This is a genomic window from Streptomyces sp. NPDC101152, from assembly GCF_044768275.1.
GTDB lineage: Bacteria > Actinomycetota > Actinomycetes > Streptomycetales > Streptomycetaceae > Streptomyces.
Genome location: NZ_JBIWPO010000061.1, coordinates 20,991 through 37,397, shown reverse-complemented (window position 1 = coordinate 37,397; position 16,407 = coordinate 20,991). Strand labels below are relative to the sequence as shown.

Sequence of the window (16,407 nt, the reverse complement as noted above, 5' to 3'; positions counted from 1 at the left end):
CCCAGGGCCGTCTTCGGCCCGCATACAGCTGCAGCGGTGAGCGAGTGCCCTGAGGAGTGCGTGCTGCCGCGCATCGGCCTCACGACTCCGAACGGCCCACTACCGCAGTGCGGGCCCGGTGCGCGCGGATCTCGTCGTGGTGGTCGGCGGCCCAGCCGATCAGGGATGTCACGATCTCGTGGAGGCCGCGTCCCAACGGGGTGAGGGCGTACTCGACGCGCGGTGGAACCTCCGCGTATGCGGTGCGGGTGATCAGACCGTCCTCGTGGAGCTGGCGGAGCGTGAGGGTGAGCATCCGCTGGGAGATTCCGGGGACCTGGCGTTGCAGGTCGGTGTAGCGCAGCGGGCCGGCCTCCACCACCGCGATGAGCAGCAGGCTCCATTTGTCGCCGACGCGGTCGAGGACCTGCCGGATGAACTCCATGTGCTCGGCGGGGATGCGGGCGCAGGGCCCCACCGCCGCCGCGCCGCCCGAACTGCCGGTGACCTCCATGACGCACATTCCTCTCCGGCACGAACACCGATGTGCCTTTTGTATCGACTTCCATACTGGCCCATCATGGCGCTACGAACAAAACGTAGGAATCAAAGCGCAGGCACGGGAGGCGCGCGTCATGAAGATCGAGATCTGGGCCGAGGTCACCTGCCCCTGGTGCGGACTGGGCAGCCACCGTCTGGACCGGGCCGTGGAGCGGTTCGAGCACGGCAGTGAGGTGGAGGTCGTCCACCACTCCTTCCCGCTGAGCAGTTCCTTCCCCGTGGGTGAGACGTTCAGCGTCCGTGAGGCGCTGCTGCGCCGGCACGGCATCGGCGGCTCCCGGGCCGAGGCGTCCACGCGTCGGATCGAGGCGCTGGCCGCAGCCGAGGGACTCACCCCCTACCAGGTGCTGGACAACCTGGTCGCCAACACCGACCTGGCGCACGAGTTCCTCGCCCACGCCTCCGCCGAGGGCAAGAACCGCGAAGCCTGGGACACGATCTTCCGCGCCTACTTCGGCCAGGCCCGCCCCGTCTTCAGCATGGACGACCTGCTCGACCTGGCCCAGGAGATCGGCCTGGACCGCGAGGGCACCCGCCGGGCGCTCACCGAGCACCGCTACCAGCGCCACGTGGGCGACGATGCCGCCCGCGCCCAGCGTCTGGGCGCCACCGGCGCGCCCTTCATCGTCGTCGACGGCACGTACGCCATCCCCGGCGCGCAGGACAGCGACGGCCTTCTCCACGTGCTGCGCACGGCCTGGGACGCATCCCACCCGCTCACCCTCACCGCCAGCGGCGACGCTGCGGCCTGCGGCCCCGACGGCTGCGCCGTACCGGCCCGCAGCTGACCTCCACCGGTCACCCCACGACACACCCTTGATCGTTTCGAAAGGCCGACTTCCCCATGTCCTACCTGCTGCACATCGACGCCTCCTCGCTCGGCGAGGCATCCGTCTCCCGTCAGGTCGCCCGGTCCTTCCGTGACGAGTGGAAGGGCCCGGTCGTCCACCGCGACCTGGCCGTCTCCCCCGCCCCGCACCTCAGCGTCGCGGGCATCACCGCCCGCACCACCGACCCCGCCGAGCACACCCCAGAACAGGCGAAGGCGATGGCGGTCCAGAACGAGCTGATCGAGGAGTTCCTCGGCGCCGGCGCCTACCTGTTCACCGTGCCGATGTACAACCTCACGATGCCGTCCGTGTTCAAGGCATGGCTGGACCAGATCATGGTCGCCGGCCGCACCCTGAGCTTCGACGGACCCCCTCCCACCCTCGGCCGCCCCGCCACGGTGATCTCCGCACGCGGCGGCGGCTACGGCCCCGGCGCCCCCAAGCACGGCATGGACCACCTGGTGCCGACGCTGGAAACCGTCCTGGGCCACCCGGCCAACCTCGGCCTCGACCTGACGACGGTCCTGCCCGAACTGACCATGGCCCCCTACGTGCCGATGCTGGCACCGCTGCTGCCGATGCACGAGGCGTCCCTGACCAAGGCGCACGACGAGGCCCGCCGCCTGGGCTCTGCCCTGACCGGCCGGCCGGCCGCCTGATCCACCCCTGAACTGCCCGAAAGGCGTTTGACCACCATGAGCAACCTCCTGGTCCTCGGCGGCAGCGGCCGCACCGGCATCCACGTCCTCAAGCAGGCCGCCGTGCGCGGCCACCGCGTCCGCGCCCTCGTACGCAACCCCGACACCGTCCAGGCCCCGCCCGGCGTCGAACTGATCCAGGGCACGCCCGCCAGCATCGACGACATCCGCAAGGCCGCCAAGGGAACGGAGGCGGTGCTCAGCGCCCTCAACAACTCCCGCGCCTCCGACAACCCGTGGGCCAAGCCGGTCAGCCCGCCGATGTTCATGACCGACGCCGCCCGCAACACGCTCACCGTCATGGGCGAACAGGACATCCGTCGCATCGTGCTGACGTCCACGCAGGGCGCGGGCGACGACTGGGCCCGGCTCAACCCGCTGGTCAAGGCGTTCATCAACCTGTCGAACATCAAGGCGGGCTTCGAAGACCACACCGCCCTCGACCAGGCCGTCCGCGCCTCGTCCGGCATCGACTGGACCCTGGCCCGCGCCGTCACCCTCACCGACAAGCCCCTGAGCGGCCCCGTACGGGCCGCCGAGGCCGGCACCGAAAAGCCCGGCGCCCGGATCAACCGCGCCGACCTCGCCCACTTCCTCGTCCAGACGATCGAGGACGACACCTGGATCCGCAGGGCGCCTCTGGTCTGGAACACCCGCGGCTGACGCCCTCGGGCGGTCCGACATGAACCGGACCCTGTTCCACCCCACCCCACCACCGCACCGCAATCCGAACAGTGAAGGGGAGAACATCCCATGTCCAAGGTGATCGCCATCTTCGGCGCCGGCAAGGGCCTCGGCGCCTCCGTCGCGCGCCGTTTTGCCCGCGAGGGTTTCCGTGTGGCGCTCGTCGCCCGCGGCAAGGAGCGTCTCGACGCCCTCGTCGAGGAGCTGAAGGCCGAAGGCATCGACGCGGGCGGTTTCACCGCCGACCTGTCCAAGCCCGAGCAGACCGGCGCCACGGTCCAGGCCATCCGTGACCACTTCGGTCGCATCGACGTGGTCGAGTACGGTCCGATCAGCAGCGAGCAGGCCTTCGCTCCCGCCGCGAAGCTGGACGCGGCCACCCTGCGCAAGGACAGCCCGCTGCTCCTGCTCACCCCGGTCGAGGTGGCCCAGGCCGTGCTGCCGGAGTGGAACGAGCGCGGCGATGGCGCCTTCCTGATGACCACCGGCGCCACGGCCGGCTCCCCGCGCCCCTTCGCCAGCGGCGTCGGCCCGCTCATGGCAGCCGCCCGCAACTGGATCTTCTCGCTCAACGGCGAGCTGACCGACGCCGGCATCTACGCCGGCACCCTGTCCATCGCCGCGTTCATCGCCCGGAGCGAGATGGGCGAACTCGCCGCGAGGAGCCTGGCCAAGACCGGCTCCGGCACGGGCCCGCTCGTCGACCCGGACGCGCTGGCCGACCAGTACTGGGACATGTACACCAAGCGTGACCGCGTCGAGCAGCTCTTCCCCGAGTACGACGCCGCCTGAGGTAACGGCTGGGCAGGTGCTGCCCTACCGGCCCAATAGGACACCGCGCGGGGTGCGGCGCCAGGACGCACAGCCGTGCCCCGACGGTAGTCGAGCGGGAAAGCCCACGAGCCTCCGCGGCCCGGCAGCGCAGCCCGCGTTGCCGAGCCCTCAGCCGCCCCGCCATCAGCTCATCCGACCTCATCCCTGCCGTGATCCACACACTGTCAACCTTGCCTGGGGGCGAGTCGCTCCGCGAGGTCCGCTTCAAGCTGTCGAACATCAAGGCGGGCTTCGAAGACCACACCGCCCTCGACCAGGCCGTCCGCGCCTCGTCCGGCATCGACTGGACCCTGGCCCGCGCCGTCACCCTCACCGACAAGCCCCTCAGTGGCCCCGTACGGGCCGCCGAGGCCGGCACCGAAAAGCCCGGCGCCCGGATCAACCGCGCCGACCTCCCCCACTTCCTCGTCCAGACGATCGAGGACGACACCTGGATCCGCAAAGCCCCCTCGTCTGGAGCACACGAGGATGACCCACCCCATGATCCACACCCACCTCATGCACCACAGCTGTCCGACCTTAGGCGCGCCGTCCCCCGACGGCGACGCCGGACTGGAGTGACATGACAACAACCGACACCCCCCACACCGACATCGCGTTCAACCAGCGCCTGCGCGTCGTGTTCGACGATCTCCAGAAGACGTTCGGGGACGTGGCGCTCAGGCAGGGCATCACGTTCGAGGAGCTGGGCCAGGCCATCACCTACGTGACGAAGCTGGTCGCGTCAGGGGAGTTCCCGCTGGCGACGATCTCGCTCCTCGGCATCCGCCCGATGGAGGTCAGTTACGGCAGGGCCTACGCCCACCCGGAGAAGGACGGCGCCTCCACCTGGATCCCAACCGGGCCCGCCTACGTGCCCGGGGCACCGCAGATCGACAACCCCGGCGTGCTGCCGATGGCGCCCGACGAGCCCGGCGAGACCCTGTTCGTCTCCGGCACCGTACGTTCCACCTCGGGCAAGCCGCTGCCCGGCGCGGTGATCGATCTCTGGCAGACCACCGCCGACGGCCGGTACGCGGGTCTGACACCCGAGCAGGCGGGACCCCTGGAGGGCCTCGACGTCGTCGACTTCGACCTGCCGAAATACCACCTCCGCGGCAAGATCATCGCGGATGCCAAGGGCCACTACGAGTACCGCACCGTCGTACCGGGCGTGGAGGCCGCGGCGGTGCCGGGCAGCCTGCTCGACAACCTCCTGCACATGCTGGGACGGGCCAACTCCCGCGCGAGGCACATCCACGCGCACATCACGCACGACAACCATCACATGCTCACCCACCAGATCCACTTCGACGGCGATCCGCTCGTCGACACGGTCAGCGAGGGCGCCATCGCCCGGGAGCTGATCCACAAGACCGAACTCCACGAGGACCCCTCCGAGTGGGAAGCACGCGGTCTGAACGGCCCCTACCGCACCCTCACCTGCGACTACACACTCCGCCCCATCGGCTTCGACGAGGTGAAGGACCCGTACGTCCTCGAAGGCTTCTGGAAACAGTGACCCGCAGCAGGTGAACAACAGGATGTGGGCGGCGCCTGACAGCGCTGCCCACGGCCGACAAGGGAGGAATCCACATGCCTGGCAAGACTGCCGACGAGCTGGCCATCCGTGAACTGACCGCAGGTTTCAATCACCTGGGCTCCCGGAAGCGAAACAGTGAATTGGCCGCGACCTTCGTGGAGAACGGTGTGTTCGTGGCTCGGGACAAGCGCTTCGAGGGCAGGTCGGCCATCGAAGCCTGCTTCGACCCCCAGCAACTGGGCGCGCCTGTGAACATCGGCTTCGGGGTGACGGGACGTTTGGGAACGACCGTTCATGCCACGACCGACAACCTCATCATCGTCGAGGGCGACGAGGCGACCCAGCTGTCGTTCATGGTGGTGTTCCGTCAGGTCCCGCGCGAGGTCGTGAGCGGCGGGCTCGTCATCGCCACCGAGCGCTTCGAGGATCGACTGGTCAGGACGGACGACGGTTGGTTGTTCGACCCGAGGATCATGACCGTCCTCCAGACCAACGCGGCACCTGACTCTTCCCTGCAGCAAGTCGGGGTGGTTGAGTCTCCTCTTGAGTGAGCAGTCGCACCGGTCCCAGGAGGCCATGATCGCGCACCCGCGTGATGTGTGTATGACCGTCCCTTCCGAAGAGCCTCATTCCGACGTCAACGGCCAGCCGTCGGGTGCCACTCGCGGCAGAGCAGGCCGAAGACCCAGGAGTCGGAGACGTCGCCGCTGACGACGCAGTCCTCGCGGAGGGTGCCTTCGCGCACGAAGCCGAGCTTCTCAAAGACCCGGGCGGACGCCACGTTGCGGGTGGCGGTCTCGGCCTGGACGCGGTTCAGGTCCAGGGTGTCGAACGCCACCGCAGGACGGCGTGCGCGGTCTCCGTGGCGTAGCCATGGCCCCACGCGGCGGCATCGAAGACGTAGCCCAGGGACGCGCTGGGGTAGTCCGGGTTCCAGCTGGTCAGGCCGCACCAACCGATATCCGCGTCGTCGGAGACGCGGTCGACGGCCACCCGCGCTCCCGTGCCTTCCTCCTCAAGCGTCCGGCAGGTCGCGATGAACCGCTGGGCGCGGACCGGTTCGGTCCACGGCGGGGAGTCCCAGTAACGCAGCACGTTGGCGCTGCTGTGCAGCGCGTAGAGCGGCGGGGCGTCGGCGTCGGTGGACGGCCGCAGTCGCAGGCGGGCGGTGTGCAGCTCGGGGGTGGCCAAGGTCATGCGGAGCATCCTGCCGCGTCATGCTCGCCCCCGACCATCCGTGTATCCGGACGGTCGAGGCGCTGGGAACCAGACCCCGACGGCGTCGGCCATCGCACCCAGCAGCAACCGCTCCATGCCATCCCTTGATCTTCGCGGGGAATCCCGGCCTTCAGGCGGGGCGGGATTGTGATCCTCGGCCCGGAGGCGCGTAGCGCCGGAGATCTCTGCGTCTTCGGGGTGAGGGTCAGGCCGGTCGCTTCTGGTTCTCGATGTAGTCCTTGACGATGCTCAGCGGTGCGCCGCCGCAGGACGCGGCGAAGTAGGACGGGGACCAGAACACCGAGCCCGTCCCGATCCGGTTGATCCGGCCGGTGTACTCCGCCCGCAGGTGCCGGGAGCTGACGCCCTTGAGGGAGTTGACGAGTTTGGACAGGGCGACTTTCGGGGGGTAGTGCACGAGCAGATGCACGTGGTCGCCTTCGCCGTTGAACTCCCGCAGCTTTGCGCCGAAGCTCTCACACACGTCCCGCATGATCGCTTCGCAGCGCGTCAGCATGTCCACTCCGCCGACCCCGACTCGTCTGGGGCCCACATCTCGTTCGACGGCTGGACCTCGAGCCGACCGGGCGGGGTCTGCTTGACCATCGCGATGATCCGGGAGCGTTCGGCCTCGGTGATCCTTCGCTTGCGGCCCTGCCCGCCCAGATCCTCCAGTCCCTCCAGCCCCCAGCGGTTGAAGCGGTGCAGCCAGCGGCGCACCGTCTTCTGATTACACCTCAGCTCTTCGGCGAACTGCGGGACCAGCCAGCCGTCCCAGCTGAGCTCCACCATCCGGCACCGTTCCACCACAACCTTCGGCGCCTTCCTGGCAGCCGCCAGGCGGCGGACCACCGCTTGCTCGCCCTCGTCACGGCCCGGCCGTGCCTCACCACCATGATCCAGCACCCGCCCCCGAGCACCCGAAACCACCCCGCTACCAGCAGCTATACCCACCGAAAGCGGAATCCAGCAGTAGTCGCGGACACGCACACACTCATCCCGCTGCCCGACGGCATCTCCTTCGAGGCCCCAGCGTTGACGGCCACCAGCCGTCTCCCGGCCCGACTGTGGGAGATCAGCCCGTTGGCACAGCTCTTCAGGGCGTTATCCCCCACTGAGCAGAAGCAGTTCCCGCCTCCGGCATACCAGTGGAGTCGTACACGATACCGGAGCCGACGTGCGGGGCCGCAGTGGAAGCATGTCTGGAAAGCGCCTCCGGAGATGGCCCATGCCGGATCGCTGCCGCACGTCAGCTCCAGTTCCAGCTACAGGAACACGCTGCGGTAGGCCGGGGCGAGCTCGACCGCACGGCGGCGGCGTTCCGCAAGCTCGTCCTGAGTCAGCTGCGGTGGTGGCGCGTCCTTGCCTGCGACGGCGTCACCAATGCGCAGGAAGTACTCGTCCTGGCCAGCGGGGGTGCACATGCACAGCATGCGGGCAGGGCGCCCCGAGATATTACGGAAGTTGTGCGGGGCGTTGGCCGGGATGTTGATCGTGGACCCGGCCCCCACGGTGTACTTCTCGCCGCGGAAGGTGAACTCGATCTCGCCCTCGAGGATCGTGAACATCTCCTCGAAGTCGTGCCGGTGTGGCGGCGGCCCGCCGCCGTCGGGTACGCGCATGTCGATCAGGCAGTAGCGGCCGTCGGTCTGTTCGCCAGTGATCAGCATGCCGTATGTGTTGCCGACCAGCGAGATGTACTGCGTGCCAGGGGCGTCGGGGTTTGCCACGGTCAGCTTTCGCGACGGGTTGTCGTCGGGGATCATCGTGATACCTCCTCAGTAGTTGATCGGGAGACAGGGCGGGGCGACAAAGACGTCGACGCCGAAGCGCCGTCCCCAGTGCGAGCGCGCCGGGGGCGGGCGGTTCGGTCGAGTCCGGCCGCCGGGCTATGTGAGCGTGCGGCCCTCGGAGCCGGTCGGTGGCACCACGGGGCGACCGTCGGCGTAAGCTTCCGGAGGACTCACCTACCGGCACACCCCCAGAACATCCTGCGACGGTCCGGGCCATCGCCCCACCCCGTGATGACAGCACCAGCATGCCGTCGGCCGGAAACCGGATGAAGGGTCTCCTTAACCTCGGACAAGTTGTCCGGGGATGGCGGGTACGACGACGGCACCGGCACGCGGAGCACAGCACAAGGATGAGGAATTCCAGGCGGTGGGAGTGAACCGTTTTGGCTATGGTGCCGCCTCGTTGTGCGCCTGGATGCCATGGCCGGAAGCCGTGGCATCCAGGATGGTGCTTGTGGCCCCTCACCCTCTGGCTGGAATGTTTCGCGTGTGATTACCAGGTTTCGGTTGGTCAGGACAGCGGTGACGCGGCGGTCGGGTCGAGCAGTATTTCTTCGACGTTGAGGATGTTGCTGATGTCGAAGCCCTCCATGTCTGCCGCGAACTCGGGGCTGGCCATGTAGGCGGCGGTGACCTCAGCGGGATCGGCGCCTTCGGGGTATGCGATCAGTGCAATCAGGCGGTGTGCGTCGGCGGTGTGGTCGGTCCAGATCCCGTGCGTGGTGACACCGAAGGCGCGCAGGCTGGAAATGTGCCGCGGCCAGTGCGTGGTCGCGTAGTCATGCAGCACTTCGGCCGTACGCAGGGTGTAAGTCCTGAGCTGGTACATGATCGTCAGGTTCCTTTCGGTTTGCATTGCGGCGCGTGGCAGGGGGTGAAATTGCTGGGGGTCAGGTGATGAGGGTTGTGGTCAGGGCGAGGACGGCCAGGCCTTGGAGGAGGGCTCGGGGGGTGATGATGCGGTCCCAGGCGTGTTGCAGGGCGCGGGCGTTGGCGGGGGTTTCGTGGGCTTGTGCGGCTGCGGTGAGTTGGCGGTTGATGGGTGCGCTGATGCGCAGGTAGAGCAGTACCCAGACCACCAGCAGTGCGAAGGCGGCCGCTGCGGTCGCCGAAGCAGCGGGGTGGCCGGCCACCGCGGCCAGGACGGCGGCGATGGCGGCGGCGATGACGCCGAGGATTCCGGGAGCCTGCATGCGCCGGTCGGCGACGCGGTGCACGTTGCCCATGACCGCGGTCAGGGCCGTGTCGTCGACCTGCTCGAGCGCGGAGCGCTGAACCAGCGCGCAGAAGACGTCGGTGCCGTAGACGATCCCCGTGCTCAGGATCGCCACGATGGCGGCGAGCTGCGACAGCAGTGTCATGACCGGGCCTCCAGGCTGTCCAGCGGCGGCAGGATGCCGATCTGCTGGAACATCTGCATCAGGTTCAGCTCGTCCCAGTGCTCGACGAACAGGCCGTCCTTGACGCGCCAGATGTCGATGCTGCGCATCTCGACGGGGTTGCCGCTGGCGGGAATGCCGAGCAGGTTCCCGGTGTGGGTGCCGCGGTAGGTGAAGCGGCCCACGACCCGGTCACCGGAGACGACCAGGTCCTCCATCGTCACGCTCACGTCGGGCAGGCCGGTGAAGAACGCGGCCCAGAACTGGCGGTTGGCCTCGCGCCCGTCCGCGACGAAGTCGTTGTGGTTGGTGTAGTCCTCGGCGACGAACCGGTCCACCAGGTCCGGGTTATGGGTGTTGGTCATCTCAACGAAGAAATCCGCGAGCCGACGTTCAGAGGTGGTCATGTCGTTCTCCTCATGGCGATGGGGGCATGAGTCTGTGCCGGGCTCACCGGACGTATCCAGGCACAAGCGATCCCCTGATAAATGGACCCTGCCCGTCGCGACGGCTTCGTTCTGTCGCTGACCTGGCCAAGGCCAGGTGCGGTGCGTCGGCTGGCAGGAGGCGAGGACGATAACGGGGACCGCCTCATCCGGGGTTCGTCTGTCCCTGGATGCGTCGGTGGGCCTGTCACAGACTCAGATGTGCCCACCACACCGGGGGCACCGTTGGGGCCGGTATCGGCCCACGCGATGCAACATGATGGATGAGAGGGAAAAACATGAGCGGGCTGGCTGTAGTGACTGGTGCGTCATCCGGGATCGGTCGTGAATACGCGCGCCGGCTGGCGTCGCAGAGTGTGGATCTGATTGCCGTCGGTCGTCGGCAGGAGCGGCTCGATGAGCTGAAAGCGGAGTTCCCCGATGTCACGGTGCAGACGGTGGTAGCGGATCTGGCGACGCAGGACGGCATCGAGCAGGTGATCACCGCGATCGGGGATCAGCCGGTGACGATGCTGGTGAACAACGCAGGTGTGGCCCACTACAAGGCGTTCGTCGAGCTCTCCCCGGAGCAGGCAGCGGAACTGGTCGGAGTGAAGGTGCTCGCACCGACGCTGCTGACGCGTGCGATCGCACCCGGCATGGTGGCTCGCGGCGCCGGGCAGATCGTCAACGTGTCGGGGATGATTGCGTTCAGCGGTCCGGCAAGTCTGGAGCAGGTGCCACTGCGCCGTGCGGTGTACGCGGCCAGCCTCGCGCACAGCGTGACCCTGTCGCAGACGCTGCACGCCGAACTGTCTCCGCACGGCATCCACGTCCAGGCCCTGTGCCCGGGTGTCGTCGCGACCGAGTTTCACGAGCGGCAAGGTCTGGATCTCAGCGCGGTCCCGCGAATGAGCGCCGCCGACGTCGTCACCGCGAGCCTTCGCGGACTCGAGCTCGGCGAGACCGTCACCGCGCCGGGTGTCGAGCAGAGTGACCTGCTGCAGCATGTGTTCGACGCCGACCTCGCCGCGTTCGACGGCCAGTCCCCGCAACTGGCGACCCGCTACAGGTCCTGAACCTCGAACGTCAAGACGCGGCGTCGCCGCCGTCTCCTGGCCAGTATCCCCTTCATGGAGGGAAAACGGTTGTGGCACAACGTCCAGACCCGCTGCGTGTGGGATTCATCGGCCTGGGTGACCAGGGTCTACCGATGGCGACCGCAATCGCCGAAGCCGGCTTCGACCTACATGTGTGGGCGCGTCGGACCTCCTCACTCGACGGCCTGGCTGGCGTCCCCCACACGGCGCACGTCGCCGTGGCCGAGCTCGCTGGGGCGGTAGACATCGTCGCCCTGTGCGTCAGCACCGACGACGACGTACTGCACCTGACGGTCGAGGAGTTGCTGCCGTCGTTGCGCACGGGTGCCGTCCTCGTGAACCACGGTACGGGTACGCCGGCCAATGCCCGACGTCTGGCCGAAGCGTGCGCCACTCGGGGTGTCGAGGTGCTCGATGCCCCGGTCTCCGGCGGCCGTCCGGCGGCCGAGGCACGCACCCTGACCACCCTGGTCGGCGGTCCGGAGATGGTGCTCACCCGCTGCGAGCCGGTGTTCCGCTCGTTCGCCCGGCACGTCGTGTACCTGGGCGCTGCAGGCTCCGGCCAGATGGCGAAGCTGTTCAACAACGCCTTGCTCATGCTCAATCAGGCTGCGATCGCTGACATCCTCGCCCTTGCGGCCGACGCCGCCCTCGATGTGCCACGGCTGGTAGAGGCGCTCAAACTGGGCAGCGCGGCCAGCACCGCGCTCGGGCTGATGAACACGATGGTCAATCCTGACACGGTTGATCACCTGTCGAAGGTCGAGGCCCTCGATATGGAACTGTTCGCCGAGGCCATGCGCAATGCGGGCGTCAACGCCACCGAGGCGACCGACCGCGGGTTGTCCGGTGCGCGTCGGCTGCCCGAGGTCATTGCGAGGCTCAACCCGTGAGCACCCAAGAGAACGACACCGAGGCGGTGACACAGTTGGTGCTGCGGGAACGGCAAAGCCGAGACCGCGGCTGGTATGACGACATGGCGTCTTGTTTCGCCCCGGATGCGATCATCGAGATGAGCTGGTTCACCGGCCCCGCCAGCGAATTCATCGCCCGTACCCGGCAGCGCTCGACCGCTGGCGTGTGGGGGCGCCACCGGCTGTCCCCACCAACGGTACGGGTCCACGGTGACCGGGCTTGGGCCGAGCTTCCGCTGGGCATTGAGTTCCGCATCGACGTCGACGGTGTCGAGGCTGACCTAATCTCCTACTGCCGATCCCAGTACCGGGCGCGACGCTACGGCGACGTCTGGAAACTGGTCAAAATCACCTCGATCTATGAGCGGGACACTCTCACCGCTGCGGTGCCCGGCCACCAGCTGGGCATCAACCCGAACGCCCTCCTCGGCTACCGGACCTCTTACCGGTGCCTAGCCTGGTACTTCGAGCAAATCGGCACACCACTGAGCCACGAACGCCTTGGCGACGACCGGCCCGAAGACACGGCCCTGCATTATCGAAGTGAGCAAGCCTGGCTTGCCAGGGTGGGGGACAGCTGTCCTCGCAAGACGCGGTCGCCTTGCACCGCGGCGGCCTCGATAGCGGTTGACCGCATGTCTGACGATGAGGTGGAGGTGGCTCTCTACGGTGATCAGGCTGCTGCTGGTGGCCTCACGGCGGCGTGATCCGCTCAAGTTACCGGGACTCTTACAAAAAGGCCCGGGCGTTCAGGCCGGGGTTGAATGCATCTCAAGACCGCAGTGGCGTGCACGTTAGAGCGGACGCTTTTGCTGCTCGATGTATTGGCGGACGATCGTCAACGGTGCTCCACCGCACGATGCCGGGTCCACCCCCGGCTCACGCACCGCTCCTCATGGCTCGACCACGACGGTGAACTCCCCTGGTCGAGGGCAGCGTCGGTGAAGGCTAAATCCTCAGCCAGGTCTCCCCAGGAGACGCGGCTCGCGCCGGTCATCCGCAGATGTCCACAGGAGAGGGTCGAGTGCCCATCGGGGCTGATTCCTTAGGGGTTTCCTTGCCCCTCAGCCATCGCCGGGACGCTCTCCACAGCACAGACAACAGCCGACGTCTCCCTACGCGCACCCGCCGTGCCGTTATCTGTACTGCCACCGCTGCCGGCCGCACTCAGTTCCAGCTCGCGCCCACCGCAGTGGCGGACGTCCGGGTGAGGATCTCGCTCGCCTGGCCGATCACTGCCCGCGAGGCGTCGTTGAGGCAGGCGGAGCCGCCCCGTGCCTCTCCCCCGTCGTCGGCCCGCGGCCGGACGGCGACCAGTTGCCGGTTCCCTCCCACCCGTTCGCACCAGTCGTCGACCGGGTACACATGACGCACCGTCACTCGCGCGTCGGGGTCATCGCTCCGGACGTAGAACACCAGCACCGCGCCCGCGCTGAGCGGGGTCAACGGGGACCGGGAAACCGGACTGAACGAAACGATGGCACGGGCCCCTGAACGGGCGCCCGCCGGCAGGACGACCTGCCACCCACGACTCGGCTCCCGGGACAGACCGGCCCGCGGGATGTCGGTGAACCCGGGCGGCGCCCAGGATGCCGGCTGTGCTGCCGCAGTTTGCTCCGGAGGCGGGAAGGAGGGCCAGGTCTGCACCACCACGCCGACCGCCGCGACGACGACTGCGGCGGTGGCACCCGCCAGCCAGATACGACGACGGCGCCGGTACGCCGTCACCCGCTGCCGGATCTCCTGGACCCGCCGGGGATTCGAGCCCGCCGGAGTGGCCCGGGCCAGCATCAGACGCAGCAGTTCCCCTTCCGGCCCCTGTGCCGTCTCTTCTTCCGGACGCGTCACGGCTGTTCACCGACTTCCAGGAGATGTGACGGCGTGAGCTGGTGGCGCAGGAGCCGAAGTGCCGGCGAAGACGTCCCGGGCCGGGGAGACCTCCGGGAGGTCCCGCGTGGGTGTCTCGCCCCGCCAGCGCCGTAGCCACCAGGTCGCATAGGTGTTGACCAGCGCCCGGCGCGTGTACGCCTCCGGGTTGTCCCCCGCAATGCGCGACCACTTGGGCCACACCCGGGCCAGAACCGTCTGCAAAAGATCCTCCGCCGCGTGCGCGTCGCCCGTCAGGAGCCATGCGGCCCGGTACAAGCGGTCCCCGCGGGTGGCGACGAAGTCCTCGAATCCCGGCTCGCCGTCCGCCGCCGATTGGTTCACTCCGTCGCGCCCCTGCCCTCGTCGTCAGTCCCACCCCGTCAACCACACGGCGTGGCCGAACGGTTGCCTGCTCGGGCGCAGTGAACTGTCCGGTCGCCATCAACCCAGCGCCGCCGTGAGGGCCTTGGATCCGCCGACAGCCGCTGCCCGCAGGGAGGTGCGGGCCAGGTCGAGGGTGATCGTCGGCCGGTCGGCGGCCCGCTGGGCGAAGCCGCGGTCGGTCCCCGCGATGATCAGGGCGAGTCGGTGTCCTGCCGGGACGACGTGGTCGGTGGCCGCGAGGTCGAGAGTCAGAGTGCAAGGCTGGCCGGGCACCAGCGCCGCGACCTTGTGGGCGTCGGCACAGGTTCCCAGGGCGGCCCAGCCCCGGCTGAAGACAGTGGAGGTGACGTGCGTGGTGTCGGCCTCCGTCCGCTTGTAGCAGGCGCTGTCCGCGGTGGTGCTCCCGCCCCAGCAGGTCCGGCCGACGAGCGTGGTGATGCCCAGGCCACCGGAGCCGTACTGCCGGATGGTCGCCGGTCCGATGTCGACGAGGACGGCCGACAGGCTGGCGGTGGGCGTCGTCGGGGTGGCGGTGACGGTCAGCTCGGGTGAACCCGTCAGGTGCAGGGCCTTGCCGAGCGGCTGGGTGAGGAAGCCGACCTTGTCCGAGGTCGAGGCGGCGGCCTGCTCGGCCCAGTCGAGTTCGCTGTGGCCCTGGTCGTCGGTGAAGGTCGCGGTCCCCGTGCCGAGTGACGTGCCGAGGGTGTCCACGCCTTCTTTCGCGCCCCTGCCGGGGCTCAGCGTCACGGACGCGGCCGCCCTGGGTGGCCAGACGGTGTCCGTGGTCCAGTGGTCGGGGGTTCGCTCCACATCAGCCATCGGCGCGCGGTCGATTCCGTTGTCGTAGCCGCGGAGTTCGTGGTCGAACCAGCGGTGCAGCGTGTCCACCCACTGCGCGCGACGGTAGTCGAAGGGGTCGACGTGCCCGGTCTGGCTGAGCCAGATCTTCCGTGCACCCCGGCCTTGGCGAGGGCGTCCCACCACCGGCCGAACTCCTTGGGACGGACGGCGAGGTCCTGCAGACCGTGCACGACGAAGACACTCGCCCTGACCTTGTCCGCGGCTGCCACGTAGTCCCGTTCGCTCCAGATCGGCGACCAGTCACCGGACCGGGCCGCCTGGTCGCCCAGCGGCTTGTTCACGGCGGCGCGGCGGGCGCCGGGCCGTCGGCTGGGCGACACCGGGCGCCGCGTACGTCGTCCCGGCGCGGCGGGCCGCCGATGTGCCCCCGTTGGCGGCGCTGTCGGACGCCGAAGTGGCGGGTGTCGGGCGCCCCCTAAAGGTCCGTGTCGTGACCGGGCCGGTCGTCGGGGTCCTCAGGGCGGTCGCACTGGCGGGCTGCGACGCGTCCTCGATGACCGCCTCGGCCGCCTCCTTGCTCGGGCTCGGCGTGGTCCTGACCCTCATCACGACCGTGATCGCCAGCCCCCTGCTGGTCCGGGTGCTGGGCGGTGCCTTCCCGGCGTTGTTCGGCTCGGTCGGCCGGATGAACCAGCGCAACGCCCTGCACAAACCCCGCCGTACCGGCGCCACCGCTGCCGCGCTCATGGTGGGCCTGGCCCTGGTGGCGGGATACCGATGGCCGGTGCCTCGATGTCCAAGTCCTTCGAACGACAGATCGACAAGACGCTCGGCGTCGACTTCATGGTGCAGAACAGCAACTTCATGCCGTTCAACCAGGAGGTCACCGACAAGGTCGGGCGAGCAGCCGCTCAGCTCCTCACCACCGGCCGACGCAGGATTCTCCGCCTCTCTGCGCACTGGCCCTGGACCAACGAGATCACCGCCGCCCTCGCACGGCTCACGCTCCTGTGAACCCTCGGCTGACCATCAGTCTCAACCGTCCCGACGACAGCACCACCCCATCCCAGGCAGTGGAACTCAGCGTCCACCCGACGCGACAACCGGGCCACCGGCCTGCCCACCACCAGCCCCGGAAAGCAAAACCCCGCCGACTCCGTCAGCGGCCCCTCGCGCAAGATCGAGGCGAGTTGGGAATGCTGATCCAAGTGACGTTTCTTCCAGTACGGTTGATCTCGCCGATCGGACAGTCCTTCGGCATGCGCCGCGTTCGCGGGGGCGGGAAGCAAGATGGACCGGGTATTGCTGGCCGATTTCCTTCGGGCGCGTCGTGAGGCGCTGCAGCCGGAGGACGTCGGGCTTCCCCGTGGTTCCCGTCGCCGTACCGGCGGGCTGCGGCGGGAGGAAGTTGCTGCG

The 16,407-nt window shown here is 68.6% G+C and carries 19 protein-coding genes and 4 pseudogenes; 12 read left to right on the top strand and 11 right to left on the bottom strand.

What is annotated here, in order from left to right; translation table 11 throughout:
- Window positions 1–79: 79 nt before the first annotated feature.
- On the bottom strand, window positions 80–493 hold the full coding sequence (locus ACIRVK_RS40215; RefSeq protein ID WP_404256212.1) for a winged helix-turn-helix transcriptional regulator: 414 nt from the start codon (window positions 491–493) through the stop codon (window positions 80–82).
- A 121-nt stretch (window positions 494–614) separates the two neighbouring features.
- Between ACIRVK_RS40215 and ACIRVK_RS40210 the strand changes: the two genes are divergently transcribed.
- The 7 genes from ACIRVK_RS40210 to ACIRVK_RS40180 all read left to right on the top strand — a co-directional run bounded on the left by ACIRVK_RS40210 (window position 615) and on the right by ACIRVK_RS40180 (window position 5,659).
- Complete coding sequence (locus tag ACIRVK_RS40210) at window positions 615–1,328, top strand: DsbA family protein (protein WP_404256210.1); 714 nt, start codon at window positions 615–617, stop codon at window positions 1,326–1,328.
- 56 nt (window positions 1,329–1,384) lie between these two features.
- Complete coding sequence (locus tag ACIRVK_RS40205) at window positions 1,385–2,029, top strand: FMN-dependent NADH-azoreductase (protein WP_404256208.1); 645 nt, start codon at window positions 1,385–1,387, stop codon at window positions 2,027–2,029.
- Window positions 2,030–2,065: 36 nt separating this feature from the next.
- Complete coding sequence (locus ACIRVK_RS40200) at window positions 2,066–2,731, top strand: NAD(P)-dependent oxidoreductase (RefSeq protein WP_404256206.1); 666 nt, start codon at window positions 2,066–2,068, stop codon at window positions 2,729–2,731.
- Window positions 2,732–2,821: 90 nt separating this feature from the next.
- Window positions 2,822–3,544 carry an SDR family NAD(P)-dependent oxidoreductase gene (locus ACIRVK_RS40195; protein ID WP_404256204.1) on the top strand — a complete coding sequence of 241 codons (723 nt, stop codon included), beginning with the start codon at window positions 2,822–2,824 and terminating at the stop codon, window positions 3,542–3,544.
- Between the two features lie 212 nt (window positions 3,545–3,756).
- The gene (locus ACIRVK_RS40190; protein ID WP_404256202.1) at window positions 3,757–4,152 is read left to right on the top strand and encodes an NAD(P)H-binding protein; all 396 of its coding nucleotides are present in this window, start codon (window positions 3,757–3,759) and stop codon (window positions 4,150–4,152) included.
- On the top strand, window positions 4,149–5,087 hold the full coding sequence (locus ACIRVK_RS40185) for a catechol 1,2-dioxygenase (protein ID WP_404256200.1): 939 nt from the start codon (window positions 4,149–4,151) through the stop codon (window positions 5,085–5,087). Before ACIRVK_RS40190 ends, ACIRVK_RS40185 begins: the two co-directional genes overlap by 4 nt.
- Window positions 5,088–5,161: 74 nt before the next feature.
- Window positions 5,162–5,659: a nuclear transport factor 2 family protein gene (locus ACIRVK_RS40180; RefSeq protein ID WP_404256198.1), complete on the top strand. Its 498-nt coding sequence runs from the start codon at window positions 5,162–5,164 to the stop codon at window positions 5,657–5,659.
- Between the two features lie 86 nt (window positions 5,660–5,745).
- Here the strand turns inward: ACIRVK_RS40180 and ACIRVK_RS40175 are convergent.
- The 7 genes and pseudogenes from ACIRVK_RS40175 to ACIRVK_RS40145 form a co-directional block, all read right to left on the bottom strand.
- Window positions 5,746–6,305: pseudogene (locus ACIRVK_RS40175) on the bottom strand (GNAT family N-acetyltransferase).
- 226 nt (window positions 6,306–6,531) lie between these two features.
- Window positions 6,532–6,879 (bottom strand): IS200/IS605 family transposase, encoded by a 348-nt coding sequence (gene tnpA / locus ACIRVK_RS40170; RefSeq protein WP_404256196.1) that lies wholly within the window; start codon window positions 6,877–6,879, stop codon window positions 6,532–6,534.
- Complete coding sequence (locus tag ACIRVK_RS40165) at window positions 6,837–7,133, bottom strand: transposase (RefSeq protein ID WP_404256221.1); 297 nt, start codon at window positions 7,131–7,133, stop codon at window positions 6,837–6,839. The genes tnpA and ACIRVK_RS40165 overlap by 43 nt, the downstream gene beginning before the upstream one ends.
- Before the next feature lie 458 nt (window positions 7,134–7,591).
- Window positions 7,592–8,092 carry a cupin domain-containing protein gene (locus ACIRVK_RS40160; protein WP_404256194.1) on the bottom strand — a complete coding sequence of 167 codons (501 nt, stop codon included), beginning with the start codon at window positions 8,090–8,092 and terminating at the stop codon, window positions 7,592–7,594.
- 538 nt (window positions 8,093–8,630) lie between these two features.
- Window positions 8,631–8,948, bottom strand: a complete 318-nt coding sequence (locus ACIRVK_RS40155) for an NIPSNAP family protein (protein ID WP_404256192.1) — start codon at window positions 8,946–8,948, stop codon at window positions 8,631–8,633.
- Between the two features lie 61 nt (window positions 8,949–9,009).
- A complete protein-coding gene (locus ACIRVK_RS40150; protein WP_404256191.1) occupies window positions 9,010–9,480 on the bottom strand; it encodes a DUF1772 domain-containing protein in 471 nt (156 codons plus the stop codon).
- Entirely contained in the window at window positions 9,477–9,905 is a 429-nt protein-coding gene (locus ACIRVK_RS40145; RefSeq protein WP_404256189.1) for an ester cyclase, read from the bottom strand. The genes ACIRVK_RS40150 and ACIRVK_RS40145 overlap by 4 nt, the downstream gene beginning before the upstream one ends.
- 317 nt (window positions 9,906–10,222) lie before the next feature.
- Between ACIRVK_RS40145 and ACIRVK_RS40140 the strand changes: the two genes are divergently transcribed.
- The 3 genes from ACIRVK_RS40140 (at window position 10,223) to ACIRVK_RS40130 (ending at window position 12,644) form a co-directional block, all read left to right on the top strand.
- Window positions 10,223–11,002, top strand: a complete 780-nt coding sequence (locus ACIRVK_RS40140; protein WP_404256187.1) for an SDR family NAD(P)-dependent oxidoreductase — start codon at window positions 10,223–10,225, stop codon at window positions 11,000–11,002.
- A gap of 71 nt (window positions 11,003–11,073) precedes the next feature.
- Window positions 11,074–11,916 (top strand): NAD(P)-dependent oxidoreductase, encoded by an 843-nt coding sequence (locus ACIRVK_RS40135; protein ID WP_404256185.1) that lies wholly within the window; start codon window positions 11,074–11,076, stop codon window positions 11,914–11,916.
- Window positions 11,913–12,644: a nuclear transport factor 2 family protein gene (locus tag ACIRVK_RS40130; RefSeq protein ID WP_404256183.1), complete on the top strand. Its 732-nt coding sequence runs from the start codon at window positions 11,913–11,915 to the stop codon at window positions 12,642–12,644. The genes ACIRVK_RS40135 and ACIRVK_RS40130 overlap by 4 nt, the downstream gene beginning before the upstream one ends.
- A 460-nt stretch (window positions 12,645–13,104) precedes the next feature.
- Here the strand turns inward: ACIRVK_RS40130 and ACIRVK_RS40125 are convergent, their stop codons facing one another.
- From ACIRVK_RS40125 to ACIRVK_RS40115, 3 genes and pseudogenes are all read right to left on the bottom strand, one after another.
- Window positions 13,105–13,785 carry a hypothetical protein gene (locus ACIRVK_RS40125; protein ID WP_404256181.1) on the bottom strand — a complete coding sequence of 227 codons (681 nt, stop codon included), beginning with the start codon at window positions 13,783–13,785 and terminating at the stop codon, window positions 13,105–13,107.
- Window positions 13,786–13,791: 6 nt separating this feature from the next.
- Complete coding sequence (locus tag ACIRVK_RS40120) at window positions 13,792–14,148, bottom strand: sigma factor (RefSeq protein ID WP_404256179.1); 357 nt, start codon at window positions 14,146–14,148, stop codon at window positions 13,792–13,794.
- Window positions 14,149–14,256: 108 nt separating this feature from the next.
- Window positions 14,257–15,368 (bottom strand): annotated as a pseudogene (locus tag ACIRVK_RS40115) (CocE/NonD family hydrolase C-terminal non-catalytic domain-containing protein); the annotation flags it as partial.
- On the opposite strand from ACIRVK_RS40115, the pseudogene ACIRVK_RS40110 reads away from it, so the two are divergent.
- Window positions 15,356–15,888, top strand: a pseudogene (locus ACIRVK_RS40110) (hypothetical protein); the annotation flags it as partial. The pseudogenes ACIRVK_RS40115 and ACIRVK_RS40110 sit on opposite strands and share 13 nt — an antisense overlap.
- A gap of 393 nt (window positions 15,889–16,281) precedes the next feature.
- Window positions 16,282–16,407, top strand: a pseudogene (locus ACIRVK_RS40105) (transcriptional regulator); the annotation flags it as partial.